This is a genomic window from Agromyces protaetiae (assembly GCF_030866785.1).
GTDB lineage: Bacteria > Actinomycetota > Actinomycetes > Actinomycetales > Microbacteriaceae > Agromyces > Agromyces silvae.
In genome coordinates this window covers 526,783-551,865 of the sequence record NZ_CP133018.1, presented here as the reverse complement: position 1 = coordinate 551,865, position 25,083 = coordinate 526,783, and the positions used below count along the sequence as shown (strand labels likewise).

The following is a 25,083-nucleotide window of genomic DNA, read 5'->3' as shown; positions in this document are numbered from 1 at the left end:
GGCGCGGAGTCCGCTTCCGCCGACATCGAGCCCGACGTACCGCGCACCGATCACCCAGTACGCTCCAGCCGATCCAGCGCCGAGCGGATTCCGGCCGATTCGTTCAGCGCGGCTCGGCACTCGCCGATCGTCCGGCCGGAGCGCGCGTGGACGATGGCGAGCGGCACGCTGCCATCGGCCAGCTCGAGCAGGCCGGCAGCGCGTGCCGCGTCGCACCCCGTCGCCATCTCGATGACGGCGATCGCCCGATCGCGGAGCTTGGAGTTCGTCACCACGAGATTCGTCATGAGATTCGAATACGTCCGCCCACTCCTGACCATCAAGGTCGTGGAGAACGCGTTGAGCAGCACCTTCGTGGCCGTCCCGGCCTTGAGGCGGGTGGACCCCGTGATCGCCTCGGCCCCGGTGTCCGCCACGATGAGATGGTCCGCCAGGGTCGCGAGCGGCGCCAGCGGGTTGCTCGTGACGAGCGCGGTCACGGCCCCGGCACGCCGGGCAGCTCGCAGCGCGCCGGCGACGTAGCTGGTCGTTCCCGAGGCCGTCACGCCGAGCACGACGTCAGCACCAGTGACATCGGCCGCGTCCGACTCGCCGAGCCGGTCGGCGTCTTCGAAGTCGATGCTCGGATCGAGGATGGCGTCGACACCACCCGGGAAGTGCGGGACGAGGAGTCCGGGCGGGGCCCCGAAGGTCGGAACCGTCTCGGTCGCATCGAGCAGCGCCAGTCGCCCCGAGGCTCCCGCCCCGAACACGTGGACCCGGCCGCCGCTCTCGATCCGCGGAAGGGTCGCGTCGACGAGCGCCGCGAGGGCATCCGTCGCGGCCTCCGCAGCCTCGACGGCCTTGGCGTCCTGGGCGAGGATGGCGGCGATGGCTCTCTGAGAACTCCAGAGGTCGAGATCGAGCGTGGCGTCGTTCCGCGCCTCGGTCGACCGCGACGTCGTCGCCGTCATCCCTTGATCCCGCTCATGGCGACGCTGTTGACCAGATACCGCTGCAGGATCGCGAAGATCAGCAAGCAGGGGATCACACTGATGGCGGCTGCCGCCATGAGGGTGGAGAGATACACGGTCTCGGCGTTCATCGCGGCGAGCCCCACGGTGAGGGTGCGCATGGAGTCGGACTGCGCGATGATGAGCGGCCAGAGGAAGTCATTCCAGTGCCAGAGGAACACGAAGATCCCGAGGGTGGCCAGGATCGGCTTGATCAGCGGCAGCACGATGCGTGTGAAGACGGTCCACTCGCTCGCACCGTCGATCCGCGCCGCCTCGAACAGGTCATCGGGCAGCCCTCGGATGAACTGACGCATCAGGAACACGGCTTGCGAGTTCGCCAGCGTCGGCACGATCAGCCCCCAGTAGGTGTTCACCCCGTCCAGCGAAGCGATCAACACGAACATCGGGATGAGCGTGACCTGCACCGGCACCATGAGCGTCGCGAGGAACGACCACATGATCGCGTCTCGCCCCGGGAATCGCTTCTTGGCGAAGGCGTACCCCGCCATGGCTGCGGTGAGGAGGATGATGACCACCGACACGACCGAGTAGATCACGGAGTTCAGCGACCACTGCAGGAAGTTCTGCGCGGTCAGGACTCGGATGATGTTGTCGAAGGTGAGCGCTTCCGGCCACGCGTACGGGATCGTCGGCGCGCCGGCCGGAGACAGCGCGAGGATGAGCACCGCGAGGAACGGACCGACGGTGAAGATCCCGGTCAAGCTCAAGAGCGCGATGATCGCGATCTGGCTTGCTCGGCGGTTGCGTCGCGTCGACGATCGCGACGCGGTGTCGGCGAGTGCGGTGCCGGCGAGTGCGGTTCCGGACATCAGTCCTCCCGATCGAGGAAGCGTCGCTGGATGAGCGAGACGATGAACACGAGCACGAACAGGGCGATGCCGATGGTGGCGGCGTACCCGAAGTCGAAGAACTTGAACCCCTGCTCGTAGAGCATGTAGATCAGGGAGTAGCTCGCCCGAGCCGGACCGCCCCCGGTCATGACGTAGACCACGTCGAAGATCTGGAACGCACCGATGGTCTCGATGACGAGCACGAAGAAGAGCACTGGCTTGAGCAGCGGCAGTGTGATCCGGAAGAAGCGCTGCCGCCCGGTGGCGCCGTCGAGGATCGCGGCCTCGGTGAGCTCCTCGGGGATGTTCTTCAGCCCGGCGAGGAGGATGAGCATCGAGTATCCGAATCCGCGCCATGCGGTCACCACCGCCAGCGAGCTCAGCACCGTGGCCTGATCGCCGGAGAGGAACGGAATGCCGGGAATGCCCCAGTGTGCGAACGTCCCGTTGATCAGCCCGTCGGCGGCGAAGACCCACAGCCAGATGACGCCGGCCAGGACGAACGACGTGACGTACGGAAGGAAGAGCGCGCCGCGGAAGAACCCCTTCGCCCAGACCACGTGATGGAGCAGCATCGCCGTCGCCAGCGACAGGACCATCACCAGCGGGACGTAGATGAGCCCGAACAGCAGGGTCGTCTGCAGTGCAGTGAAGAAGACGGGATCGCTGAAGAGCCGTTCGTAGTTCTCGATGCCGATGAACTCGAACTCGCCGTTGAGGCGGAAGTCGGTGAAACTCATCCCCGCCGCACCGAAGATCGGTACGAATCGGAAGACGACGAACAACGCCAGCATCGGCAGCACGAACAAGAAGGCCGTCGCCGGCTCGCGCAGGCGGCTGCCGAACGACCGTCGTCTGCGCACCGCCCTGGGGCTGGGCTCCTGCTGCGGCGGCGGCTCTGGACGAAGCGTCCGCGGACGCTCCACGTCGGATCTCGTCATGGTTCTCAGACCTCACTCGTGACACGAACCGGGGATCAGGACGACCATACGGTCAGCCCTGACCCCCGGATGCTGGCTGATCAGCGGAGGGCTGCCCGAGCCTCGGCCGCCGCATCCGCCAGTGCCTGCTCGGCGGTCTTGCTCCCCTGCAGGGCGGCCTGGATGTTCGGCGCGAGCACCGCCATGACCTGGCGCGCGTTGGGAACGACCTCACCCGGCTTGGCGAACTCGAGCGCGTCCATGAACATCTGCGTCGTCTCGTCATCGTTCGGGGCGTCGACATCGTCGCGCACCGGATAGTTCGCGGCGGCGACGTTGAGCCGGTGCGCGATGTCCGGCGAGGCGATGAAGTTGGCGGCCTTGAGGGACGCCTCGTCGTTGCCGTCGATGGTCGTCAGCGAGAGCACGCCAGGGGTGCCGAACGTCACCTGGTCGACGTCGCTCAACGGCAGCCCGACGGCCGCGACGTCCTCACCGAGGAGCGTCGCCATCTGCGCGAACTGCGCCTGATTCATCCCCTGGCCCATCGCGGCCGTGCCGGTCCCGAGCGGGCCGCCTTCGACGGCGTTGTTCTTCACTGCCGCGTCGGCGGGCAGACCGCCCACCGCTTGGAGGTCGATGAGGAACTGCAGCGCCGCCTCACCCTCGGGGCTGTCGAACGCGACGTCGGTGCCGTCTTCGGTGAACACACTGCCGCCGGCCTGCCAGAGCAACGGGTAGTACGTGAGGTTCAGCGTGAGTTCCGGGCTCCCCGAATAGTCGAACACCGCCACGCCCTGCTCAGCGAGCGCCGGTGCCGCCGCGATCACGTCGTCCCAGGTCTCCGGGAGGTCCGTGATCCCCGCACTCTCGAACAGTGCGCGGTTGTACACGGTCGTCGTCGCCGTCTGGTAGATCGGCACCCCGTAGATCTCGTCGTCGAACGTCACCGCGCCCACCGGCGCCGGCAGATAGGAATCGACGTCGTCGATGCCGTCGGTGACCGGCTTGAGACCACCGATCTCGTAGTAGTTCAGTGCTTGGTCCGCCCCGAGCAGCACCAGGTTCGGCCCCGAGTTCGCTGCGATCGCCGTGGCGATCTTCTCGTCGCGGTTATCCCACGGCTGCAGCTCGATCACCAGGTCGATGTCCTCGTTCTCGGCTTCGAACTCGGACTCGACCTCGCCCCAGAACGTGCTGCTCGCACTCTCGTCCGCGATGACCGGATACATCCACACCGTCACCGTCGACGGCTCACCCTCGGTCGTGTCGCTGCCGGAACTCGAACAGCCGGTCAGGACCAACGCGGTTGCTGCCACCACGGCCCCACCCATCATGACTCTCTTCACAGCTGCCTCTTTCGCTCGAATAATAACGGCCTGTCCCGAAATTACTACCGGGAGCTGCGAAAAGTCAACCGGCGGGAACCGGCACGCCGCTCCGGCGTGGGTAACCTGGTGCGATGCACCCAGAGGCGGAACACTTCGCGCGGCGCGCGCACGGAGCGTTCATCGCCGCCATCGCCACGCCGATGACGGCGTCAGGGGAGACCGATCCGGCCGTCACGGCGAGCTACGCACACGCGGTGATGCGCGACGGCGCGTCCGGGCTCGCCGCCGCCGTGCACACGGGGCGCGGCCCGCATCTCTCCATCGCAGAGCGGAAGGACGTCGTCCTCGCAGCGAGCGAGGCCGCCGACCTCGTCGTGACGGGCGTCCAGCTCGACGAGTCGGGCGAGATCGGCGAGTGGCCACGTCATGCCGCCGATGCGGGCGCCTCGGCGCTGCTCGTGTTCACACCCCGGGCGCTTGTCGCGCAGGACCTCCGCCGCGGGCTCGATCAGCTGTGGGACCGGTCGGGTCTCCCGCTGATCCTGTTCGACCTGTACTCGTCCCCGCTGGATCACGCCGCGTTGCCCGGGCTCCTCGACCATCCGGCCGTCGCCGCCTTCAAGCCGGCCCGCCTGCGCGCGAAGCGCGCGAGCCGGAACGGGATCGAGCTCGCAGCACGCGCGGGGCGCACGGTGTTGTCGGGCGAAGACCTGATGCTCCCCGAGAGCCTGTCGTGGGGCGCGTCCGGTGCCCTGATCGGCCTCGGCGCCGCCTGCACCGGGCTCACCGCGGCATTCCTGCGGGCCTTCCGGGCAGATGACACGGCGACCCTACGCCGACTGTCTCCCCACCTCGACACCTTCGCCAACTCCACCTTCGTGGAACCCATGGACGCCTACGTGCAACGCATGCTCTGGGTCGCGGTCGACGAGGGGACGATCCCGCCCGAGTTCGGGTTCGACCCTCGGGGCGCCACCGCGCCTGACCCGGCCACGAGAGCTGCGGTCATCGAGGCGGCGCGAGCCGCCCGAGCCGCGGTCGTCTCAGCGCCCTAGCCCGGCCTCGCGAGCCATCGTCGACGCGGTCGCGAGGCTGCGCAGTATCGACGCGCTCTCATGCAGTGGCACCGGTGACGCGGCCCCGCGCGCCATCGCGATGATCTGCCGCGCCGTACCGACGTAGCCGAGCGGGTCCTCCTCACCGACATCGCTCGACAGGACGAGGCGGGTGTCGCCGACCGGCGAGTGGAAGGTGAACGCGTACTCCTCGCGCGACGACACCCCGACCAGGCCGATGAGCGCGCGTGCGCCCGACGGCAGGCGGACTGCGAGCTGACCGACGTCACCGTTCGTCAGCCGGAGATGCGTGCGCGTGGCGACCCGGCAGTACTCGACCTCGAGGCCGGGGCCGAAGACGGCCGCGAGGACATCCAGCGCGTGCACCCCCATGACCGGCACGAGCCCACCACTGCCCTCATCCGCGTCCTGCCAGGAGAACGCAGGATCTTCCCACCAGCCGACGTCGTGCGACAGCGTCACGCTTACCGCAAGGACGTCATCACGGTCGAGGTCCAGTGCGCCCACGCGAGGCGCGAAGCGCAGGACCGAACTCGTCAGGAAGAGCTCTTCGGCTCCCCGCGCAGCCTCGACCAGGGCATCGACCTCTGCGTCGCTCGCGGCCGCGGGCTTGTTGATGAAGGCGGGGATCCGCGCTGCGGCGAGTTGCTCGACGACGTGGGCCACGTCGGCCGGTCGCACTGAGACGACGACGACATCGGGCGCGGACGCGATGACCGACTCCGCGCTCTGCGTCACCCTGGTCGTCGCGTTGTCCGCACGGAACGCCGCTACCCGGTCGGCCTCGCCCGTGACCAGGAACTCGGCGTCGGGGCAGAGCGCACGGAGATTCCCCGCGTCGGAGAACGGATGGCTCGTTTCGAGCCCGATGAATCCGATGAGCATGTCGACCTTCTGTTGACCCGGCCATCCTATGGCCGTCATGGCGATGGCGGAACGTCCATTCCGGTCCCCACCGGAAGCTCTCAGGGGTACGCTGAGGTGCGATCCCCCGCGTTCGCCGTTCGCCTCGAGCGGCTCGGGGAGCGTCCACCTCGAGGGCGAAGAGCCGAGGCGAACCGGAGGAGCACCAGTGAGAGTCAGGATCGGAGTGGTCGGGCCTCACGACCTCGTGTCGCTGGTCATGTCCACGGATACCGGCCAGGCGGGCGCGGAGCTTCACGCGTTCCCGTATTCGCACGAGTCCGAAGCCGCCGAGGTCGTCACCTCGCAGGACGGAGCAGTCGACGGCTGGCTGTTCACCGGGCCCATCCCGTACTTCCTCAGCAGGCCCGCGCTCACGCGACCCGCGACGTACGTGCAGTACAGCGGGAGCACCTTGCTGACCGCCGTCGTGCGCCTGCTCCTCGACGGGCGCGACGTCACCCGGTTGTCGATCGACTCGCTGCGTGAGGCCGAGGTCGTCGAGGCGATCGGGGAGGCCGGCATCCCCTCCGGCGAGCTGCGCGTGCTCGGATACCGCCCCGACCTGACGTCGAGCATGATCGCCGACTTCCATCGGCAGGCGCAGGACGATGGCTACACGGCCGTGACCTGTGTCTCATCCGTGTACGACGCGCTCAAGTCCGAGATGCCGTGCCTGCGTCTCGCCCCGTCGCTGAGCGCGATCCGAGCGGCGGCCACCGAGCTCATGCTGCTCACCACCAACCAGGTCAACGAGGACTCCCACGTCGTCGTCGGGCTGGTCAGGGCCGATCCACCGCTGGCAGCCGACGACGCCGCGCTGGTCACCGATGCCGGCTCGATGTCGGCGTTCCTCGCGACCGGTCAGGGTGGGGACGTCGCCATCGTCACGAATCGCGGGAGCCTGCAACGGGCGACGCACAACCTCACGACGTCGCCCTTCCACGCGACGCAGGAACAGTCGACGCGGGCCGTGCACATCGGGTTCGGCATGGGGCACAGCGCATCCGAGGCCGCCCGGCTCGCGCAACGCGCGATGCTGCGCGCCCAGGCGCACAAGCGGTCCGCCACGGTCGTGTCGCTCCGGCACGACGTGGACCTCACGCTCCGCGGTGCCGCCGACTCGACCGCCGAGGCCGAGGCGTCGGCCCCCCTGAGCGCCGGAGTGCTCGCCGCACGGATCGGCCTGTCACTCGCGAACATCGAACGCCTGCAAGAGCTCGAACGATCACAGGACGGGGCGCCCGTCACCACACGCGCGATCGCGGCACATCTGGATGTGCAGATGCGCACCGCACGTCGCCTCGTCCAACGCCTCGAGCTCGCCGGGCACGCGGAGCGGGTCGGTCAGGTGAGCCCCGAGTCCGCCGGTCGCCCGCTCACGCTCTATCGCCTCTCCCTGTGACCGCGCACGGCGGTCATCGCAGCCATCGGTCGAGATGCTCCGCGATGAACGCATCGTCGCGCAGCTCCGGGTACGCGTCCCAGACCCGATCGATCTCGCGCAGCTGACCGGGTGAGAGCGTCTCCGTCTCATCCAGCAACCAGATGCCCTCGAGCAGGCCATGCCGCCGGAGGACCTCGTGGATCCCGGGGATGACGCCCTTGAACCCGTTCTTCGCGTCGAAGATCGCACCGTTCGCGTCGGTCAGCGCCTGACTGATGCGCAGCGCCTCGCGGGTCGCCTCGACGTCCCCGTTGCGCGCCCGCCGCGTCACCTCGAGCGTCTCAACCGCCGTCTTCGTCCAGACCGCCCACTGCCCGAGGAGCCCACCTCGGAACGTGAGGTCGACCCGGTCGCCACGAGCATTGAGCGCCGGGAACCGGCTCACCAGGTCGAAGACGATATTGTCGTCGTTCCCGGTGTAGAGGGCGACCTGATCCGCGCGCTCCGACAGCGCGAGCCCTTGCATGACATCCAGGGTCCCGTACCGGTCGAACGGCGCGACCTTGATCCCGACGACGTTCGGCAGTTCGGCCATCCGCCGCCAATAGTCCGTCGAGAGCACCCGCCCGCCCACGGCCGGCTGCAGGTAGAAGCCGATCACGGGGAGCACCTCGCTGACCGCCGCCGCCCGGTCGAGCAGCTGGCGTTCGTCGAGGTCGTCGCACCCATAGCCGGAGAGGAGGACGAAGTCGTATCCCAGGCCCGCTGCGAGCTCCGCCGTCTGCCGGGCCTTCGGGACCATGCCCGTCACGCCGGCGACCAGGAGCGGCTTCTGGTTCGGATACTCGGCCACGGTCTCCGCCGCGAGCTCGAGGAGGGGCGCGAGGTACGCGCGATGCTCGTCGTGCACGCTGAACTGGGTGGAGTGCACCGCGGTCGCAATGCCGAGAGAACCGGACTCCACGTGGTACCGGAGAATCGCCCGCTGTCGGCGCTCGTCGAACGTGCGGTCGCGGGTGAGGGCAAGCGGCTGCGCGGGGATGACGCCGCCCTCCCACAGGCGTGCGCGGGCGTCGGCCTGCACCACCGGGCTCGTCTCGAGCATCAGAACTTCCCGTCCCGCTTCTGGAACTTCGTCGGCTTGCCGAGCGTCGCACCACCGGCGAGCATCCACTCGGCCGTGTGCACGATGAGCTCGTCGAGCGTCAGCTCCGGGTAGCCGAACATCCCGAGGCACTTCGTGGCGTTGGAGAGGTAGGCGGTCTCGCCTTCCTCACCGGCGAACCGCGCCTCGCGGCCGAGCAGCCGGGCGAGGCGCTCGGCGGCATACCGGATCGAGAACGTCTCGGGCCCGGTCACATTCAGGGTGAGCGGTGGGATGCCGGCGTGCACGAGGGATCGGAGCGTGACCTCGTTGGCGTAGCCCTGCCAGACGACGTTGGCGACACTCATCGAGAGATCGATGGGCTCGTCCTCGAGGATCATCGTCGCGAGGTCGACCAGCACGCCGTACCGCATCTCGACGGCGTAGTTCAGGCGGATCAACGCCAGCGGAGACTGATGGACGTCCGCGAAGTGGGCGAAGATCCGCTCCCGCCCGACGCAGGACATCGCGTAGTCGCCGATCGGCCCGACCGGGTCCTCTTCGACCGAGCCTCCGGACCGCGCGGACACGAGCGGGTAGACCGTGCCGGTGGAGAGGGCAGCGATGCGGGCGTGCGGGTAACGCTCGGCGATCCGGCCAGGAAGATAGGTGTTCGTCGCCCAGGTGGACGTCTGATTCTCGGCGCTGCCGAACTTCTCGCCCACGAGGAACACGACGTTCTCGACGTCGGGAAGCCCTGCCAAGTCGCGCTCGGACGTGACATCCGCCGGGAGGACCGTCACCCCCTCGGCCTCGACGGCCTCGCGCGCCCGGGGTGCCCCGAAACGCGAGACGGCGTAGACGGTGCTGCGCGAGCCGGCCTCCTGCAGTGCGCGGGCGGCCAAACGCACGAGGCTCGGACCGAGCTTCCCCCCGGCACCGACGACGGCGATGTCCCCGCTCACGCGCGCCAGATCTTCCACCAGCCCTGCGCTCGGACTCGTCAACCGCGCGTCCAACTCCGACGTCGTTCGCATCCTGCTCCAATCATAACGGCCTAGACCGTAAGTAAGCTACCATGAAACCGTCACGGTTCGGAAAGGACGGCGAGGGTGAAAATACTGATCATCGGCGGGGCTGGGGTGGTCGGCCGATCCCTCGTGCCTCACCTCCGGGACCACGAGCTCACCGTGCTCGACGTGACGACCGCCGGCCGGCTCGACGGCGCGGAGTTCCGGCAGGGCAGCGCCCTCGACGAGACCACGGTCGAACGCGCGATCGAGGGCCGCGATGCGGTGATCCATCTCGCGGCCGTCGTGCCGAAGGGCGCCGCGATGCACGACGAGTCGAAGGTGCGCGCCGCATTCGACGTCAACGTGCGAAGCGTGTACCTGGCCCTGCAGCGCGCGAGAGCCGCCGGCGTCCGCAGTTTCGTCCACGTGTCGAGCATGTCGGTCTACGCGCAGTACGGCGTGATTCCGATCGACCCGCACTCCTCCCCCGACGCACTGACCCCCTACGGCCTCACGAAGCGACTCGGTGAGCAGACCTGCGCGGCGTTCGCGGCGGCGGACACGAACCTCACGATCACGTCGCTCCGCCTGGCTGTGCCGACGACCGAGGATCTTTGGCCGCTCTGGCGGTCACCAAGCACGCCAGACGCAGAGCCCACGGCACCCACGATGGCCGACGGCCGCACAGTCGCCGCGCTCCACCCGAGCGATCTGGCTGCCGCGGTGGAGTGGGCGCTGATCCGGCGCGGGGCCTACACAGCCATACCCGTCGCGGGCGATGTCGACGGTGAGACCTTCCTACGGCCGGCCGGATGGCGCCCGCGGATGGGTGCCACAGGGCGCTGACCGGCACCACCGAGGCATCCGGCACGGTGCGCCGCCCGGCTGGCGCCGACTCGATGAGGCGACCGACCCGGATCGCCGCCGCACGCCTACGCGGCCTGCGAGCGCGCGCGGGGGTCCCGGAGGACCCGCGCGAGGGCCTCGGCGACCGTCGCCGCCCCGGACCGGCCCGACATGAGCATCGGCTGGCGAATCCACAGCAACCGTTCCAGCACCAGATCGAGATCTGGCGTCGGCGACGTACGTGCATGCTCGGCGACGACCGGGATCCGGCCGAGATGCGGATAGCCCAGGTCGACGGGAACGCCTTCGGCCTCGAGCGCACGAGCCACCCACTCCCGGTCCGTGTCGGGCGTGAGCCGCAGGATCAGGAGGTGGCGCGAGTTGCGGGTGGTCCCTTCAGGGTCGGCGACGATGCTCGCGGGGATCGCCCCGCCCGCGATCGCCGCCGTGAGCGCCTGCGCGAAGTCCTCGCGCACTCGGATCTCGCCCGGAAGCCGGTCGAGCCACGGCAGCAGCAGCGCGGCCTGGAACTCGGTCATCCGCAGGTTCCACCCGATCTCGTCGTGCCCGTACCAGGCCCCGCCTCGCCGTCGGCCCACATTGCAGAGGGACCAGGCGTGACGCGCCAGCTCATCGTCGTTCGTGACGATGAGACCACCCTCGCCCGCGGTCATGGCCTTGCTCGACTGGAAGCTGAAGGTGCCGATGTCGCCGATCGCGCCGACCGGGGCATCGCGGTAGGTCGCGCCGTGGGCCTGCGCCGAATCCTCCAGCACGAGGAGCCCGCGTCGCGCAGCGAGGTCGTTGATCTCCTGCATCGGCGCGGGGCTCCCCGCGAGATGCACGACCATGACGGCACGCGAGCGGTCGGTGAGACTGCGCTCGATGGCCGCCGCGTTCAGATGCAGGTGTTCCGGATCGACGTCGGCGATCACGGGCGTCGCTCCGGCGAGCACGACCGAGGTGGCGCAGGCGACGAACGTGTACGCCGGGACGATGACGTCGTCCCCCGGTCCGACGCCCGCCGCGCGGAGCGCGACGAAGAGCGCCAGCGTCCCGTTGGTCATCGTGATCCCGTGCGACGCACCGTGCGCGGCGGCGAACCGTCCGGCGAACAGGTCGCAGAGCGGGCCGGCCGACGAGCTCCACGCGCCGCTCTCCATGGCCTGGTGCACGAGCGCGCGCTGAGCCTCGTCGGGTGCGGGCGGCCAGGCCGGCCACGAGCCGTCGTGAACCGGGGTCGCGCCGTCGATCGCCAACCTGGTCATCCTCGGGCCTCCTCATCGCGCCGCAAGATCCTGCGCGCATTGCCACCGAGCACGAGCGTGCGCTCAGGCTCGGTCAGACGTGCACCCATCACCTTTCCCAGACCGATGCGGGGGTCGAGGAAGACGGCGTCCGTTCCGAAGACCACCTTCTCGGCGCCGGCCCGGTGCACCATGCGCTCGAGCCACCGGGTCGTCAGCCGGGAGCCGCAGATCTCCAGATGAAGACCGGGGTGCTCGTTGGCGAGCGAGATCGCGCGATCGAACGCGTGCGCCCACAGTCCGGCATGCCCCATGAGGACGGTCAGGTCGTCATAGCGAGCGGATGTCTCGGCCACGAGCGCCGGATCGGACCAGGGCGAGCCGCCCTGTCCGTGTGTGAGCACCGGCAGACCCCGCTCCTGCGCGAGATCGAGATACGGGGCGTAGCCGGGATCCGTGATCGGGCACTCGTGGACGTCGGGATGAAGCTTGAATCCCCAGACGTGCGGCGAGTCGAGGTGCGGCCGGAGCTCTGCCGCCCCCTCGGGACGGTGCGGATTCGCGACGAGCCAGACACCCACGCGTCCGGGAAACCGGCGCGCGGCGGCCAACGCCATCTCGTTGCCGACCACGGTGTCATGCCCGATCGCGACGAGATGCGAGACCCCGACGGCATCGATCCCGATTCGGGCGTTGGTCTCCACCAGCCATTCGACCGAGGGCTGCACGATGAAGAAGTCGCGCCAGGACCCGATGTGGCCGTGCATGTCGATGATCACTGCCGACCTCCCACGAGGCGCTCCCATGATCCGCCGGCGATGAGTTCCACGTCACCGGCTGAGAGCATGAGGCGATCGAGCTGGAAGCGAGGTCCGGCATCGTCCCACTCCGGCGCCCCCGTACCGAAGAGCATCCGATGCGCACCGAGCTCGCCGGCCAGCCACTCGATCGCCCCCGCACCGATGATGGTGCCGGTCTCGAAGAACAGGTTGGGGTGCTCGGACGCGAGCTCGCCGATGCGCGCGTTCTCGCGGTATCCGGCGGCGAGAACGACGATGCGGAGCCGCGGCACGGCGCCGGCGATGCGCGCGACGAGCGGTAGGCCGATCTCCCCCGCGTCGAGGAGCAGCGGCATCTCCGCCTCGGCGAGGAAGCTCCACCACTCCAGCGCGCTCCGGCCGAGCGGGTCGAATCGATGCCGGACCGGACAGGCGCGCACGGCGAGCTCACCGCGGAGCATCTCGGGATGCCTCGGCCAGCCGGCCGCCGCGCTGCCCGGTATGACCACCGACACGCGAACGAGGCGTGAGGAACTGGGGCTCGTGCCCGAGGCCGCCTCGAACTCGGCCGACGTACGCGGATCCCCGTGCAGCATCCACGCCGGCGTCACGCATGCACCGTCGATTCCGAGGTGGTCGAGCTGCGCGAGCGTCTCGTCTTCGGACCCCGCCGTCGGGATCGACGGCAGCGCCCCGAGCAGGCGATTGCAATCGAAGACCCTCACACTCGCCCCAGACTCCCACACACCATCGTCGCCGGAGCCTAATATCGGCCCCGGCCGAAATTTTATCCCGACGTGAGCCCAAAACGCAAGAACGGCCCCAGCCGAAGCTGGAGCCGTTCGAACGTCACTGTCTCAACACAGTTCTTTCTCAATCGAGCGTGCGCCCGGAGGGACTCGAACCCCCAACCTTCTGATCCGTAGTCAGATGCTCTATCCATTGAGCTACGGGCGCATCAGATGCCGCCTGGGCTCTCACCGCGATCAGGCAACCCAGTCACTCTAACTCACGGTTCGCGTGATCGCCAATCCGGTCGCACCCGCGCACCGCGTCGCCGTGGAGCATCCGTCGACTCGTTCGTAGCAGCCGCCTCAGGCACCGGCAACCCCCTCACCGCTCCCCGACCGGCATGCCTAGCTTGGCCGTGGGCGCGACCGGCGCCCGATGACGGAAGGAGTCGACATGAGTACGACCGTGAGCTCGGACATCGACGTGGACGTGCCCGTGCGCGTGGCCTACGACCAGTGGACCCAGTTCGAATCGTTCCCCAACTTCATGGGCGGCGTCGAAGAGATCCGTCAGCTCGACGACGCGACGACGCACTGGATCGTGTCGATCGGCGGGGTGAAGCGCGAGTTCGACGCGAAGATCACCGACCAGGTTCCGGACTCGCACGTCGCGTGGCAGAGCATCGACGAGCCGAGGCATCGCGGGCGCATCGCGTTCCGCTCCGACGGCCCGGCGCGCACGCACCTCGACCTCGAGATGCAGTGGCAGCCCGAGGGGTTCGTCGAGAAGGCGGGCTCTGCGCTGCACATCGACGACCGCCAAGTGCGGCGCGACCTCGAGCGGTTCAAGAAGTTCATCGAGGCGCGCGGCGACGAGACCGGCGCCTGGCGCGGGGAGATCCACGGCGGTGAGCCGGGCGGGGCCACCGGTGCCGTGCCTCCCGTCGGGGACGGCGCGATCGGCACCGATCCGGACCTGCGCGCCTAATCCGGTTCGGAACCCGGTTCGGCGGTCGCGTCGTGCTCGGCGCTCGCGCCGTACTCGCCGCTCCCGCCGTACTCGGCGCTCGCGTCGTACTCGGCGCTCGCGCCACGGGCCGCCCCGGTCTCGGACCCGGCGGCGGCCGGCGGCACGACCAGATGCTCGGGCACGAGCTGGATGCCTCCGGTCGAGTTCGCCGACTTCATCAGCTCCTCGATCCAACGCCGGCTCAGCTCGGGCCGTTCGGGTTCGTCGAACACGAACCTGAGCGGGATCGACGGGTGCAGCCACAGCGTGCTGCGACCCCGCCCTTGACCCTCGGAGTGCTGCCACGACAGCGTGAAGCTCTCGCCACGCCGCAGCTTGGTGGTGACCGCGACCTTCAGATGCGACAGCGCACGGTCTTCGATGCTGATCGGGGTACCGGACTCCCCGTAGAACAGCGTTCCCACACTTCGACCATACGCCGAACGGGCGCCCCGTGGGGCGCCCGTTCGGTGTGCGTGATCCGCGCAGCTATACCGCGCGCTTGTTCCCTCCGATGTACCGGATAAGGAACACGATGACAGCGATGATCGCGAGGGCGATACCGACCCAGAGCAGGAAGTTCAGCGTGGGAACCACCCCTCCGGTGATGAGCAGCACCACGGCCGCGATGGCGATGATGGCGACGAGGATGTTCATGTTGGATCTCCTTCACGGTTCCGCGCGTGGTCGACGAGCGGGACCGGTCCCGCATGAGGACCGGATGGGCGCTGTTGGCGACCCACGTCCGAAAAGCTACGCCCGCTCGGCGCCACCCCGGAAGGGGTTGACCCGTTTCTTCGGGCGATGCTATCCCGCGCATGGACGCGCTCTCACGGTCATCTCCCCGCCGCAGCGCCCGCCACGGCACCGACACCTGTCAACCCCTGCAAGCCGCGAACCGCGCGCGCGTAGCGTTGCCGACCAACGACCGATAGGAGCGTGACATCCAGGATGAACGACCACCTCGTCGACCCCACGACCAAGCACACGACCGAGCCGTTCCCGAAGCAGGAGCAGTCGCAGCCCGGCCTCACCGATGAGATGCGCCCGCAGCCCGACCACGGCGAGCGGAGCTACGCCGGGTCCGGGCGTCTCACCGGGCGACGCGCCCTGATCACGGGCGGCGACTCGGGCATCGGGCGCGCGGTCGCGATCGCCTACGCCCGCGAAGGAGCGGATGTCTCGATCGTCTACCTGCCCGAAGAGCAGCAGGACGCCGAGGAGACGGCCCGCTGGGTCGAAGACGCGGGCCGCAAGGCCGTGCTGCTCCCGGGTGACCTCCGGGACGAGGCGTTCTGCACGTCCGTGGTCGAACGCACGGCCGAAGAGCTGGGCGGGCTCGACCTGCTCGTCCTGAACGCCGCGCATCAGCGCGAGCGCGGCGGCATCGACGAGATCCCCACGGACGGCTTCGAACGCGTCATGCGCACGAACCTCTTCGCGCCCGTGTTCATGGCGCGCGCGGCCGTGCCCAAGCTCGCTCCCGGCTCGTCGATCATCACGACGACGTCCATCCAGGGCTTCGACCCGTCGTACGCCCTCGTCGACTACGCCATGACCAAGGCTGCCCAGGTCGCATTCACCAAGGCGCTCGCCGAGGAGCTCGGACCGAAGGGCATCCGCGTGAACGCCGTCGCCCCGGGCCCGATCTGGACCCCGCTCATCCCCGCGACCGGTTGGCCCGACAAGCTGCCGAGCTTCGGCCAGGACACCCCGCTCGGGCGCGCCGGCCAGCCGGCCGAGCTCGCCGGCGCATACGTCTATCTCGCGTCCGAGGACGCCTCGTACGTCTCCGGCGCGATCCTGCCCGTGACGGGCGGGAAGGGCCTGTAGGAAAGGAGAAGGCACGATGCCTGGCCGGAAGAACGCCTCGCTGAAGGACCCCGAGCTCTACGAAGAACTCCGCAAGGACGGTGCGTCCAAGGAGAAGGCGGCGCGCATCTCGAATGCGGCGGCCAACCAGGGCCGCAGCGCGGTCGGCCGCAAGGGCGGCCAGCACGGCGACTACGAGGACTGGACCGTCGACGAGCTGCGCACGCGCGCGAAGGAGCTCGGCCTCTCGGGCTACAGCGGGAAGCGCAAGGCCGAGCTGATCGACGCGCTCAGGAACCACTGAGCGGCGACGCAGACACCGATGCCGAGACTTCGCCGCGTCGAACCGTACTCGACCCCCGGCTGGACCCGCATCCGCCGGGGGACGGGCTTCTCCTACGTGCACGCCGACGGAACGGGGGCGGGGCGCGCGGAGCGCGCTCGATTCGCCGAGCTGGCGGTGCCGCCGGCCTGGCGTGAGGTGTGGATCGCCGATGCGCCGAACGCGCACATCCTCGCGGTCGGCGTCGATGCGGCCGGCCGGCGGCAGTACCTCTACCACCCCGCGTGGCGCGAACGGCAGGACGCCGAGAAGTTCCTGCGCATGGCGGCGCTCATCCGGGCGCTTCCGGGTGCCCGCGAGTCCGTCCTCGACGACCTCGCCGGCGATGAGCCGCTACGGACGCTGGTGCTCGCGGCGGCATTCCGCACGCTCGACCTCGGCGCGCTCCGGGTCGGCTCGGAGGAGTCGCTGTCCACCGCGAAGACGCGCGGGCTGACCACGCTGCTCGTCCGCAACGCCGAGGCGGCCGAGGACCAGGTGCGGTTCCGGTTCCGCGCGAAGGGCGGCATCGCGCAGAACCTCACGATTCCGGATGCCACGCTGGCGGCGTTCGTCGAACGCAACGCCGAACGAAGCGCCTCGGCGAGGCTGTACGCGTGGCGCGACGGCCGTCGCTACCGGGCGCTCAGCGCCTCCGACGTGAACGACGACATCCGCGAGCGCACGGGCGGCGACTTCACCGCGAAGGACTTCCGCACCCTCCGGGGCACGGTCGTCGCCGCCGAGCGCCTCGCCGCGATCGGCCCGGAGGGCACCGCGAAGGCCCGGAACGCCGCGATGCGGGAGGCAGTGGTCGCCGCATCCGACGCCCTCGGCAACACCCCGACGATCGCGAAGGCGAGCTACATCGATCCGCGCGTGTTCACCGCCTACACCGAGGGCGTGGTGCTGCCAGCCAGAGCGCTGTCCGCCGGGACCGTCGAACGCGCCCTGCTCGAGCTGATCGAGCCCGACGCGGCCTGACGGGCACACCGGTCAGCGCGCAGGTTCAGCGCGAATCGGACGGTTCCTCGCGCACCACGTCCCCGGGCGCCTTGTCTGGCCGGAGGCCGCGCCATCGCGGATGTCTCGCGACACCGGTCCGCGTCCACTCCCCGAACTCGATCTCGCCGACGAGAAGCGGCTCGATCCACGTCGCATCCGACGCGTCCGCCGCCGGCACGTGCACGAACGGCGAATCGTCGCGCTCGAGCGGCGCGAACGCCTCGAGCAGCCGGCCGAGCTCCGCCTCCCGCAACCCGGACCCCACGCGACCGACATACTCGAGCCCCGCCTCGGCGGGGATGCCGACGAGCAGCGAGCGGATCGTGCCGGTGCGGGTCCCCGAGCCGCGGCGATAGCCGCCGATGACCACCTCCTGCGTGCGGGTGACCTTGAGCTTCAGCCAGTCGTCGCTGCGCACGCCGGGCCGGTAGGGCGACCCGCGCCGCTTCGCGACGAGCCCTTCGCGGCCGAGCCGCCGTGCCTCCTCGAGCGCCACCTCGGCGGTGTCCTCGACGAGCGGCGGCACCTCGACGGGAACCTCACCGCCGGCCCGCACCAGTCGCTCGAGCCGAGCGCGGCGTCGCTCATACGGTTCGTCGATGGTCGGCGTCCCGGCGACCTCGAGCACGTCGAACAGCAGCAGCCGAACCGGCACCTCCGCCATCAGCTCGGCGATCTCACGCGCCCTGGTCACGTTCATGCGCGGCTGCAGCCGACCGAAGTCCGTGCGGCCGTGCTCGTCGAGCGCGACGATCTCGCCGTCGACGAGCGCGTCGGCGCGAAGCGCGCTCGCGAGCCCGCCGAGCTCGGGATACCGCGTGGTCTCGTCGCGCCCGCTCCGGCTGATCAGCCGCACCTCGCCGCCGTCGGTCCGCGCGAGCACGCGGATGCCGTCCCATTTCCACTCGAGCGCCCAGTCGCCACGCCCGAGCGCCCCGATCGTGCCGAGCGTCGCGAGCATCGGCCGCTCCGCCACGGATGCCCCGCCCGAGCCATCCACCCCGCCCGAGCCATCCGCGCTGCCCGAGCCATCCACCCCGCCCGAGCCATCCGCGCCGGGGACGCGTTTCGTCGCTCGCGGGGCGCGCGAGCGACCGTTCGCGTCCCCGCCCGATCGAGCCGAGGGCGAGGGGGCGGCACCGGTCTGCGCTTTCATGCGGTGCAGCAGCCAGCTCGACTTCTCGCCCTCGCCCTGCGTGCGGATGAGCGCGAGCCGCACGCTGCCGAGCGGCCCCCCGGGGCCGCCGGTGAGCGTGAAGATCACTTCGTCATCGCGCCATTTCTCGGCCTCGTAGGTCCCCGTGTCCCAGACCGTCATGCCACCGGCGCCGTACTGCCCCTCGGGGATGGTACCCTCGAACACGAGGTACTCCATCGGGTGGTCCTCGGTCTGCACCGCGAGGTGGTTCGTCCCGGTCGACTCGGGCACGCCTTTCGGCACCGCCCAGCTCTTCAGCACGCCGTCGCGCTCGAGCCGCAGGTCGTAGTGCAGCCGGCGCGCGTGGTGTTCCTGGATCACGAACCGCAGGCGGCCGTCGGCCGGCGGCCCGGCCGCCGCGTCGGGCATGGGCTCGGGCGTCTCGCCCTCGTTGCGCATCGACAGGTAGGTCGCGAGCGGCCCGGTCGACGGACCGGATGCCTCGAGTGGCGCCGCCGGATCGTCGCCGGCCGCGACCCGCTCGAGCACCTCCTGCCACTCGAGGTGCCGCAGGCCGGGGTCGTCGAGCTCGTCCCAGGTGCGCGGCGCCGCGACGGTCGGCCGGTGACGGCCGCGCAACGAGTACGGCGCGATCGTCGTCTTGTTCTGGTTGTTCTGGCTCCAGTCGATGAGCACCCTGCCCGTGCGCAGCGTCTTCTTCATGCTCGACACGATCAGGTCGGGGTGGTCGGCCTCGAGCGCGCGTGCGAGCTCGTGCGCCACCTCGGAGATCTGCTGCGAGGTCTGGGAGCCGTCGAGCGGCGCGTACAGATGGATGCCCTTGCTGCCGCTCGTCACCGGGAACGTCTCGAGGCGCATCCCGTCGAGGAGGCCGCGGACCATGCGCGCCACCTCCGCACACTCGGCGAGGCCCACGCCCTCCCCCGGGTCGAGATCGAACACGAGCCGGTCGGGGTTGCCGCGCGCGCCGTCGGGGGTGAACCGCCACTGCGGCACGTGCACCTCGAGCGACGCCTGCTGGGCGAGCCACACCAGCGCGGCCCGGCTGTCGACGATGGGATAGGTCTTGGGGCCGTCGGAGTGTTCGATCGTGCCGCGACGCAGCCACTCGGGCGCGTGGTCGGCGAGCGCCTTCTCGAAGAACACCTGCCCCGGGGCATCCGCCGTGCCGACGCCGTGCACCCAGCGCTTGCGCGTGACCGGCCGGCCGGCGACCAGCGGCACCATGACCGGGGCGATCTCGGCGTAGTACGAGATCACCTCGCCCTTGGTCGTCCCCGTCTCGGGATACAGCACCTTGTCGAGGTTCGTCAGCCGCAGCCTGCGACCGTCGACCTCGACGAGCTGCCGTTCGTCCCCACCCATGCCGCCCATCCTTTCGCATGAGACCGCGCGGCGATATCGCTGGCAAGGGGTTCACATGCGGATGTATCGGGGTGTCTACTTGGAGCATGCGAGCCGTGTGGAAGGGTGCGGTCACGTTCGGCCTGGTCAACGTGCCCGTGAAGCTGTACAGCGCGACCGAGGATCATGACGTGTCGCTGCACCAGGTGCACGCCGAAGACGGCGGGCGGATCAGGTACCAGCGCGTCTGCGAGATCGACGGCGAGGTCGTGGCCTACCAGGACATCGACAAGGCCTACGACGACGGCGAACGCACGGTGATCATCACCGACCAGGATCTGAAGGCGCTGCCCGCCGAACGCAGCCGTGAGATCGAGGTCGTGGAGTTCGTGCCCACCGAGCAGATCGACCCGATCATGTTCGACAAGAGCTACTACCTCGAGCCCGACTCGGCGTCGTCGAAGGCCTACGTGCTGCTGCGGAAGACCCTCGAATCGACCGATAAGACCGCGATCGTGCAGATGGCGCTGCGGCAGAAGACCCGGCTCGCGGCGCTGCGCGTGCACGGCGACGTGCTCATGGTGCAGACGCTGCTCTGGAGCGACGAGGTGCGCACGGCCGAGTTCAAGAGCCTGAACGAGGAGGTGAAGATCTCGGCGAAGGAGCTCGACCTGTCGAAGCAGCTCGTCGAGAGCCTCGTCACCGACTTCGAGCCCGAGCAGTACGTCGACGAGTACCAGGAGGAGCTGCGCACGCTCATCAAGGCCAAGCTCGAGGAGGGCGACGCGCTCGACACCGCGAAGACCTTCGGGGAGCAGCCGAAAGAAGAGGAGGGCGGCGAGGTCATCGACCTCATGGAGGCGCTCAGGCAGTCGATCGCCGCGAAGCGCGGTACGGGCGGGGCGAAGTCCGCGGGCGACGCCGACGCCGATGCGGACGCCGATGCCGATGCCGACGAGGCATCCGCCCCCAAGAAGCCGGCCGCCAAGAAGCAGCCCGCGAAGAAGCCCGCCGCGAAGAGCACGCGCAAGAAGGCGGCGTCCTAGCCCACGCTCGCGTTGGAAGTCGAAAAGTGGGGTGGAAGTCACGCAGAACCGAGCTCGATCCCACTTTTCGACTTCCAACACACGGCTCGACGCTCAGAGGAGCTATCGACCGTTGCGGATGCGGGCGGTGAGCGTGTGCGCGTGGCCGAGCAGGATCCGGCCGAGAGCAGGCAGCCGGGCCTCCGCGAAGCGGAAGTCGACCCCGGTCACGCTGAGCGCCCACTCCGGCGCCCCGGTCCGGCCGAACACGGCGGCCCCGGCCCCGTAGCTGCCCTCGACGATGAGACCCGGATTCAGGGCGAAGCCGCGTTCGCGGGTCTCGCGCACCCGGTCGCGCAGCGCCGGTTCGGCATGCGCAGCACCCCAGCCCTCGGCGAGATCCGGATGCCTCGTCAGATACGCGTCCACATCGTGATCAGGTAGGAACGCGAGGATGGCAAGCCCGGCGGAGGCCACACCGAGCGGGAATCGCACCCCCTCGGCCAAGACGAACGACCGGATCGGGAAGCTCCCTTCCTCGCGCATCAGACACACGGTCTCATCACCGCGCCGCACCGAGAGGAACGCGCTCTCCTCGGTGGCGATCGCGAGCGAACGGACGATGTCGCCGGCCAGTTCCGTGATGTCGAACCGCGCGGCAGCCACATTCCCCATCAGGTAGAGCTCCGGGCCCGGCAGCCACCCGCCGGATGCCTCGTCATGATCGACCAGGCCCTCGCGAGCGAGCGCGACCAGCAGACGATGCGCCGTCGGCCTCGTCAGCCCGGTACGCCGGGCGAGCTCGGCAGAGGTCGCGCCGGCCGACCCGGACGCCGTGACCTGGCGGAGCAGCGCCGCCGCCCGCGCCACGGCCTGCGCGCCCGGCACCGCAGCCATCGTGTCCATAATGCGGACACTAGACCGTCCTGCCTCCACATGGCAAGCGGTCGCGTGCACCGCGGCCACCTCACGGACAGGCTGGAGTGCAGGCCCGGACGGGCCCACGGGAGTGCGACGAAGGAGTTGGGGCCCGATGATCGACAAGCAGTTCGCCACGGCGGCCGAGGCCGTGGCCGACATCGGCGACGGCGCCTCGCTCGCGGTCGGCGGCTTCGGGCTCTCGGGCAACCCGATGTCGCTCATCGACGCGCTGCTGCAGCAGGGCACCCGCGACCTGTCGATCGTCTCCAACAACTGCGGCGTCGACGACTGGGGCCTCGGCGTCCTGCTCGCGGCAGGCCGCATCCGCAAGATGACCTCGTCGTACGTCGGCGAGAACAAGGAGTTCGCCCGGCAGTACCTCTCCGGCGAGCTCGAACTCGAGCTCACGCCGCAGGGCACGCTCGCCGAGAAGCTGCGCGCCGGAGGCTCCGGGATCGCGGCGTTCTATACACAGACCGGCGTGGGCACCCAGGTCGCCGAAGGCGGCCTGCCCCAGCGCTACGACGCCGACGGGCGGGTCGCCGTCGCCTCCTCCCCCAAGCCCGTGCAGACGTTCACCGTCCGCGGCGAGCCTCGCGAGTTCGTGCTCGAGGAAGCCATCACGACCGACTTCGCGCTCGTGCACGCGCTCGCCGGCGACCGGCACGGCAATCTCGTCTTCAACAAGGCCGCGCGCAACTTCAACCCGCTGGCGGCCATGGCCGGCCGGGTCTGCATCGCGCAGGTCGAGACGCTGTTCGAACCCGGCGAGATCGATCCCGACCGCGTGCACCTCCCCGGGGTGTTCGTGCACCGGGTCGTCGAGGTCGGCCCCGACATCGAGAAACGCATCGAACGCCGCACGGTGTCCACCGAGGCATCCGCCCAGGAAGGAGCCTGACATGCCGCTCGACCGCACCCAGATGGCCGCGCGCGCCGCGCGCGAGCTCGCCGACGGCGCCTACGTGAATCTCGGCATCGGACTGCCGACGCTCGTGCCGAACTACGTGGCGCCCGGCGTCACCGTCGCGCTGCAGTCCGAGAACGGCATCCTCGGCGTCGGGCCGTACCCGACCGACGACGCCGTCGACCCCGACCTCATCAATGCGGGCAAGGAGACGGTGACGACCCTGCCCGGCGCCTCGTTCTTCGACTCGGCCACGAGCTTCGGCATGATCCGGGGCGGCAAGATCGATGTCGCGATCCTCGGCGCCATGCAGGTGTCCGCGACCGGGGACCTCGCGAACTGGATGATCCCGGGGAAGATGGTCAAAGGTCCGGGCGGTGCGATGGATCTCGTGCACGGCGCCGGGCGCGTCATCGTGCTCATGGAGCACGTCGCGAAGGACGGCAGCGCCAAGATCGTCGACGAGTGCACGCTGCCGCTCACGGGGCGCGGCGTGGTCGACCGCATCATCACCGATCTCGCCGTCATCGACGTGACCGACGAGGGACTCGTGCTGGTCGAGGTCGCGCCCGGCGTCACGGTCGATGAGGTGCTCGCGGCGACCGAACCACCGCTGCGCGTCGCCGTGCCCGAGCCAGGGACGGCCTAACCGAGGACCACACCGCCCTCGGCCGACGACGGCTTCGGGTCGGGCAGCCGGCGCATGCGGAACGCGTTCAGCACCCCGAGCAGCGCTGCGAGCAGCGGCACGAGGAGCGCGACCTGCAGCGCGAGCGGACGCGACTCGGTGTTGATGCGCAGGACCTCGGCCTGCACCTCGGGTGGCTCGTCGGCGAGCAGCTCGACGAGGCCGGTGTTGGTCATGACCTGCGCGTCCTCTTCAAGCACGGCCGCCACCTGCTGTTGCTCCTCCGCTGAGAGCACCGAACTGGCATCCGCCCGCGCGGTGAACGTGAACGCGAGCGTCGCGAGCATGATGGCGCCCGCGAAGGCGAGCCCGAACGACAGCCCGAACGATCCGGCCGCCGAGTTCACGCCCGCCGCCTCGCTCACGCGCTCGTCGGAGATCGGCGACAGCGTGAAGTTGTTCAACTGCGACACCAGGAGTCCGAGGCCGACGCCCGCGACGATGAGCGGACCGGTGAGCCACCAGCCCGAGTCGGCGAGGGGCACGAGCGGGATGAGGATGAGCACGCCGACGAACACGAGCACGAAGCCCCACAGGATCAGGTTCGCCGGCCGCCCTTTGCCGCGCCGGCCGGCGATCAGGGCCACGGCGAACATGCTGAGCGAGAGCGGGGCGATCGACAGGCCAGCGAGCAGCGCGTTGTACTCGAGCACCATCTGCAGATAGATCGGCAGCGCGATCATGGTTCCGCCGAGCGCGACCTGCTGCAGCAACTGTCCGCTCGCCCCGGTCAGGAAGGGCTTCTGCCGGAACAGGTCAGGGTCGAGCAGCGTCGGTCGGCCCCGCCGCTTCCGCGCCCGCAGCCACACCACGAATCCGGCGAGCGCGACCGCACCGACGGCGATCGTGAGCCCCACCCACTCGCCGCCCTCCTGCCAGATCAGGATGCCCAGCACGATGCCGCCCATGCCGACGACCGAGAGGAGCGCACCGAACAGGTCGATCGACCGGTCACCGGTGTACGGGACATCCTTCACCAGGCCGATGCCGAGCAGCACGACCGCGATGATGACCGCCTCCAGCAGGAAGCCGACGCGCCACGACAGGAACGTCGTGATGAACCCGCCGAGGAGCGGCCCGACCGCGGCCGCGATCGCGGCCGACGCGCCGACCAGCGCGTACACGCGCTTCTGGTGGGCACCCTCGAAGTTCCCGTGGATGAGCGACTGCATCGCGGGCAGCAAGAGGGATGCCCCGATGCCGCCGATCACCGCCCAGAACACGATGATCGCGGTGAGGTCGCGCGCGAGCGTCATCGCGATCGCGCCGACGGCGTAGCCGAGCAGCCCCAGGATGTAGGCGAGCTTGCGGCCGATCAGGTCACCGGTCTTGCCGCCGATCAGGATGAACGCGGCCGACACCAGCGCCTCGAGCGCGATGGCGCCCTGCACCCCGCTGACCGTCGTGTCGAGGTCGCGCACGACCGCGGAGATCGACACGTTCATGAGCGACGTGTCGACGACCAGCACGAACATGGCCATCGCCAGCAGAATGGCGAGCCGCCCGTTGAACCGCACTGGCGTCTCCGCGCCCCCGTTCATGTGCACACTGAACCACACCCGGCCCCCGGCGCATAGCCCCGAAAAGTGGGTTGGCGGTCGAATGGTGGGTCTGGCGTCAGACGGTGGGTCGGCGGGCCGATCGTGGGTCTTCGGTCAGACGGTGGGTTGGCGGCCCGATGGTGGGTTTGCGGCAGCCCCTGCGGGCCTTCCAACCCACTTTTCGACT

Annotated in this window: 24 protein-coding genes, 1 tRNA gene and 1 pseudogene; 10 read left to right on the top strand and 16 right to left on the bottom strand. The window is 69.6% G+C overall.

Annotated features, from left to right (window positions below):
* Positions 1-50: 50 nt before the first annotated feature.
* The 4 genes from QU602_RS02575 to QU602_RS02560 all read right to left on the bottom strand — a co-directional run bounded on the left by QU602_RS02575 (position 51) and on the right by QU602_RS02560 (position 4,088).
* Positions 51-953: an N-acetylmuramic acid 6-phosphate etherase gene (locus QU602_RS02575; protein ID WP_308798598.1), complete on the bottom strand. Its 903-nt coding sequence runs from the start codon at positions 951-953 to the stop codon at positions 51-53.
* Entirely contained in the window at positions 950-1,825 is an 876-nt protein-coding gene (locus tag QU602_RS02570) for a carbohydrate ABC transporter permease (protein WP_308798597.1), read from the bottom strand. The genes QU602_RS02575 and QU602_RS02570 overlap by 4 nt, the downstream gene beginning before the upstream one ends.
* Positions 1,825-2,787: a carbohydrate ABC transporter permease gene (locus QU602_RS02565; protein ID WP_308798596.1), complete on the bottom strand. Its 963-nt coding sequence runs from the start codon at positions 2,785-2,787 to the stop codon at positions 1,825-1,827. Before QU602_RS02565 ends, QU602_RS02570 begins: the two co-directional genes overlap by 1 nt.
* Positions 2,788-2,867: 80 nt before the next feature.
* Entirely contained in the window at positions 2,868-4,088 is a 1,221-nt protein-coding gene (locus QU602_RS02560; protein WP_308798595.1) for a sugar ABC transporter substrate-binding protein, read from the bottom strand.
* A gap of 140 nt (positions 4,089-4,228) precedes the next feature.
* On the opposite strand from QU602_RS02560, the gene QU602_RS02555 reads away from it, so the two are divergent.
* Positions 4,229-5,152 carry a dihydrodipicolinate synthase family protein gene (locus QU602_RS02555; protein WP_308798594.1) on the top strand — a complete coding sequence of 308 codons (924 nt, stop codon included), beginning with the start codon at positions 4,229-4,231 and terminating at the stop codon, positions 5,150-5,152.
* On the opposite strand, the gene QU602_RS02550 is transcribed toward QU602_RS02555, so the two are convergent.
* On the bottom strand, positions 5,141-6,058 hold the full coding sequence (locus QU602_RS02550; protein ID WP_308798593.1) for a Gfo/Idh/MocA family oxidoreductase: 918 nt from the start codon (positions 6,056-6,058) through the stop codon (positions 5,141-5,143). The genes QU602_RS02555 and QU602_RS02550 overlap by 12 nt on opposite strands.
* Positions 6,059-6,245: 187 nt before the next feature.
* Between QU602_RS02550 and QU602_RS02545 the strand changes: the two genes are divergently transcribed.
* Entirely contained in the window at positions 6,246-7,481 is a 1,236-nt protein-coding gene (locus QU602_RS02545; RefSeq protein ID WP_308798592.1) for a hypothetical protein, read from the top strand.
* 13 nt (positions 7,482-7,494) lie between these two features.
* Here QU602_RS02545 and QU602_RS02540 read toward each other — a convergent pair whose 3' ends face one another.
* Together QU602_RS02540 and QU602_RS02535 are read right to left on the bottom strand one after the other, a co-directional pair.
* On the bottom strand, positions 7,495-8,568 hold the full coding sequence (locus QU602_RS02540) for a dihydrodipicolinate synthase family protein (protein WP_308798591.1): 1,074 nt from the start codon (positions 8,566-8,568) through the stop codon (positions 7,495-7,497).
* Positions 8,568-9,512, bottom strand: a complete 945-nt coding sequence (locus QU602_RS02535; protein ID WP_308798590.1) for an NAD-dependent epimerase/dehydratase family protein — start codon at positions 9,510-9,512, stop codon at positions 8,568-8,570. Before QU602_RS02535 ends, QU602_RS02540 begins: the two co-directional genes overlap by 1 nt.
* Positions 9,513-9,707: 195 nt before the next feature.
* Here QU602_RS02535 and QU602_RS02530 point away from each other — a divergent pair, with 195 nt between their 5' ends.
* The gene (locus QU602_RS02530; RefSeq protein WP_373692874.1) at positions 9,708-10,406 is read left to right on the top strand and encodes an NAD-dependent epimerase/dehydratase family protein; all 699 of its coding nucleotides are present in this window, start codon (positions 9,708-9,710) and stop codon (positions 10,404-10,406) included.
* Positions 10,407-10,492: 86 nt separating this feature from the next.
* Here the strand turns inward: QU602_RS02530 and QU602_RS02525 are convergent, their stop codons facing one another.
* The 4 genes from QU602_RS02525 to QU602_RS02510 form a co-directional block, all read right to left on the bottom strand.
* A complete protein-coding gene (locus QU602_RS02525) occupies positions 10,493-11,674 on the bottom strand; it encodes a DegT/DnrJ/EryC1/StrS family aminotransferase (protein ID WP_308798588.1) in 1,182 nt (393 codons plus the stop codon).
* Entirely contained in the window at positions 11,671-12,432 is a 762-nt protein-coding gene (locus tag QU602_RS02520) for an amidohydrolase family protein (RefSeq protein WP_308798587.1), read from the bottom strand. Before QU602_RS02520 ends, QU602_RS02525 begins: the two co-directional genes overlap by 4 nt.
* Positions 12,429-13,157 carry an amidohydrolase family protein gene (locus QU602_RS02515; protein WP_308798586.1) on the bottom strand — a complete coding sequence of 243 codons (729 nt, stop codon included), beginning with the start codon at positions 13,155-13,157 and terminating at the stop codon, positions 12,429-12,431. Before QU602_RS02515 ends, QU602_RS02520 begins: the two co-directional genes overlap by 4 nt.
* Positions 13,158-13,316: 159 nt before the next feature.
* A tRNA-Arg gene (locus tag QU602_RS02510) sits at positions 13,317-13,389 on the bottom strand.
* Positions 13,390-13,617: 228 nt separating this feature from the next.
* Here QU602_RS02510 and QU602_RS02505 point away from each other — a divergent pair.
* The gene (locus QU602_RS02505) at positions 13,618-14,151 is read left to right on the top strand and encodes an SRPBCC family protein (protein ID WP_308798585.1); all 534 of its coding nucleotides are present in this window, start codon (positions 13,618-13,620) and stop codon (positions 14,149-14,151) included.
* Positions 14,152-14,300: 149 nt separating this feature from the next.
* Here QU602_RS02505 and QU602_RS02500 read toward each other — a convergent pair.
* Positions 14,301-14,597, bottom strand: a pseudogene (locus tag QU602_RS02500) (DUF7882 family protein); the annotation flags it as partial.
* A gap of 64 nt (positions 14,598-14,661) precedes the next feature.
* Positions 14,662-14,829, bottom strand: a complete 168-nt coding sequence (locus QU602_RS02495; RefSeq protein WP_308798584.1) for a hypothetical protein — start codon at positions 14,827-14,829, stop codon at positions 14,662-14,664.
* A 294-nt stretch (positions 14,830-15,123) separates the two neighbouring features.
* Between QU602_RS02495 and QU602_RS02490 the strand changes: the two genes are divergently transcribed.
* From QU602_RS02490 to QU602_RS02480, 3 genes are read left to right on the top strand one after another with little or no spacing between them, the layout of a single operon-like run.
* Entirely contained in the window at positions 15,124-16,005 is an 882-nt protein-coding gene (locus QU602_RS02490; RefSeq protein WP_308798583.1) for an SDR family oxidoreductase, read from the top strand.
* 16 nt (positions 16,006-16,021) lie between these two features.
* Positions 16,022-16,288, top strand: a complete 267-nt coding sequence (locus QU602_RS02485; RefSeq protein ID WP_308798581.1) for a DUF7218 family protein — start codon at positions 16,022-16,024, stop codon at positions 16,286-16,288.
* A gap of 18 nt (positions 16,289-16,306) precedes the next feature.
* Positions 16,307-17,290: a DNA topoisomerase IB gene (locus QU602_RS02480; RefSeq protein WP_308798580.1), complete on the top strand. Its 984-nt coding sequence runs from the start codon at positions 16,307-16,309 to the stop codon at positions 17,288-17,290.
* A gap of 25 nt (positions 17,291-17,315) precedes the next feature.
* Here the strand turns inward: QU602_RS02480 and QU602_RS02475 are convergent, their stop codons facing one another.
* Positions 17,316-19,835, bottom strand: coding sequence for an ATP-dependent DNA ligase (locus QU602_RS02475; protein WP_308798579.1), 2,520 nt, complete (start codon positions 19,833-19,835; stop codon positions 17,316-17,318).
* 86 nt (positions 19,836-19,921) lie between these two features.
* Here QU602_RS02475 and ku point away from each other — a divergent pair, with 86 nt between their 5' ends.
* Entirely contained in the window at positions 19,922-20,860 is a 939-nt protein-coding gene (gene ku / locus QU602_RS02470; protein WP_308798578.1) for a non-homologous end joining protein Ku, read from the top strand.
* A gap of 102 nt (positions 20,861-20,962) precedes the next feature.
* Here the strand turns inward: ku and QU602_RS02465 are convergent, their stop codons facing one another.
* Positions 20,963-21,745 carry an IclR family transcriptional regulator gene (locus QU602_RS02465; RefSeq protein WP_308800252.1) on the bottom strand — a complete coding sequence of 261 codons (783 nt, stop codon included), beginning with the start codon at positions 21,743-21,745 and terminating at the stop codon, positions 20,963-20,965.
* Positions 21,746-21,872: 127 nt separating this feature from the next.
* Between QU602_RS02465 and QU602_RS02460 the strand changes: the two genes are divergently transcribed.
* Together QU602_RS02460 and QU602_RS02455 are read left to right on the top strand one after the other, a co-directional pair.
* Positions 21,873-22,661: a CoA transferase subunit A gene (locus QU602_RS02460; RefSeq protein WP_308798577.1), complete on the top strand. Its 789-nt coding sequence runs from the start codon at positions 21,873-21,875 to the stop codon at positions 22,659-22,661.
* Position 22,662: 1 nt separating this feature from the next.
* Positions 22,663-23,316: a CoA transferase subunit B gene (locus QU602_RS02455; RefSeq protein ID WP_308798576.1), complete on the top strand. Its 654-nt coding sequence runs from the start codon at positions 22,663-22,665 to the stop codon at positions 23,314-23,316.
* Here the strand turns inward: QU602_RS02455 and QU602_RS02450 are convergent.
* Positions 23,313-24,896 (bottom strand): MFS transporter, encoded by a 1,584-nt coding sequence (locus QU602_RS02450; protein WP_308798575.1) that lies wholly within the window; start codon positions 24,894-24,896, stop codon positions 23,313-23,315. The two genes, QU602_RS02455 and QU602_RS02450, sit on opposite strands and share 4 nt — an antisense overlap.
* Positions 24,897-25,083 lie beyond the last annotated feature (187 nt).

Bases quoted from the DNA above. Each gene is read 5' to 3' on its own strand.
- QU602_RS02460 (WP_308798577.1), top strand. From the start codon at position 21,873: ATGATCGACAAGCAGTTCGCCACGGCGGCCGAGGCCGTGGCCGACATC.
- QU602_RS02555 (WP_308798594.1), top strand. From the start codon at position 4,229: ATGCACCCAGAGGCGGAACACTTCGCGCGGCGCGCGCACGGAGCGTTC.
- QU602_RS02465 (WP_308800252.1), bottom strand. From the start codon at position 21,745: ATGGACACGATGGCTGCGGTGCCGGGCGCGCAGGCCGTGGCGCGGGCG.
- QU602_RS02495 (WP_308798584.1), bottom strand. From the start codon at position 14,829: ATGAACATCCTCGTCGCCATCATCGCCATCGCGGCCGTGGTGCTGCTC.
- QU602_RS02525 (WP_308798588.1), bottom strand. From the start codon at position 11,674: ATGACCAGGTTGGCGATCGACGGCGCGACCCCGGTTCACGACGGCTCG.
- QU602_RS02485 (WP_308798581.1), top strand. From the start codon at position 16,022: ATGCCTGGCCGGAAGAACGCCTCGCTGAAGGACCCCGAGCTCTACGAA.
- QU602_RS02455 (WP_308798576.1), top strand. From the start codon at position 22,663: ATGCCGCTCGACCGCACCCAGATGGCCGCGCGCGCCGCGCGCGAGCTC.
- QU602_RS02480 (WP_308798580.1), top strand. From the start codon at position 16,307: ATGCCGAGACTTCGCCGCGTCGAACCGTACTCGACCCCCGGCTGGACC.
- QU602_RS02570 (WP_308798597.1), bottom strand. From the start codon at position 1,825: ATGTCCGGAACCGCACTCGCCGGCACCGCACTCGCCGACACCGCGTCG.
- QU602_RS02505 (WP_308798585.1), top strand. From the start codon at position 13,618: ATGAGTACGACCGTGAGCTCGGACATCGACGTGGACGTGCCCGTGCGC.
- QU602_RS02450 (WP_308798575.1), bottom strand. From the start codon at position 24,896: ATGAACGGGGGCGCGGAGACGCCAGTGCGGTTCAACGGGCGGCTCGCC.
- QU602_RS02540 (WP_308798591.1), bottom strand. From the start codon at position 8,568: ATGCTCGAGACGAGCCCGGTGGTGCAGGCCGACGCCCGCGCACGCCTG.
- ku (WP_308798578.1), top strand. From the start codon at position 19,922: ATGCGAGCCGTGTGGAAGGGTGCGGTCACGTTCGGCCTGGTCAACGTG.
- QU602_RS02565 (WP_308798596.1), bottom strand. From the start codon at position 2,787: ATGACGAGATCCGACGTGGAGCGTCCGCGGACGCTTCGTCCAGAGCCG.
- QU602_RS02475 (WP_308798579.1), bottom strand. From the start codon at position 19,835: ATGGGTGGGGACGAACGGCAGCTCGTCGAGGTCGACGGTCGCAGGCTG.
- QU602_RS02490 (WP_308798583.1), top strand. From the start codon at position 15,124: ATGAACGACCACCTCGTCGACCCCACGACCAAGCACACGACCGAGCCG.
- QU602_RS02550 (WP_308798593.1), bottom strand. From the start codon at position 6,058: ATGCTCATCGGATTCATCGGGCTCGAAACGAGCCATCCGTTCTCCGAC.
- QU602_RS02575 (WP_308798598.1), bottom strand. From the start codon at position 953: ATGACGGCGACGACGTCGCGGTCGACCGAGGCGCGGAACGACGCCACG.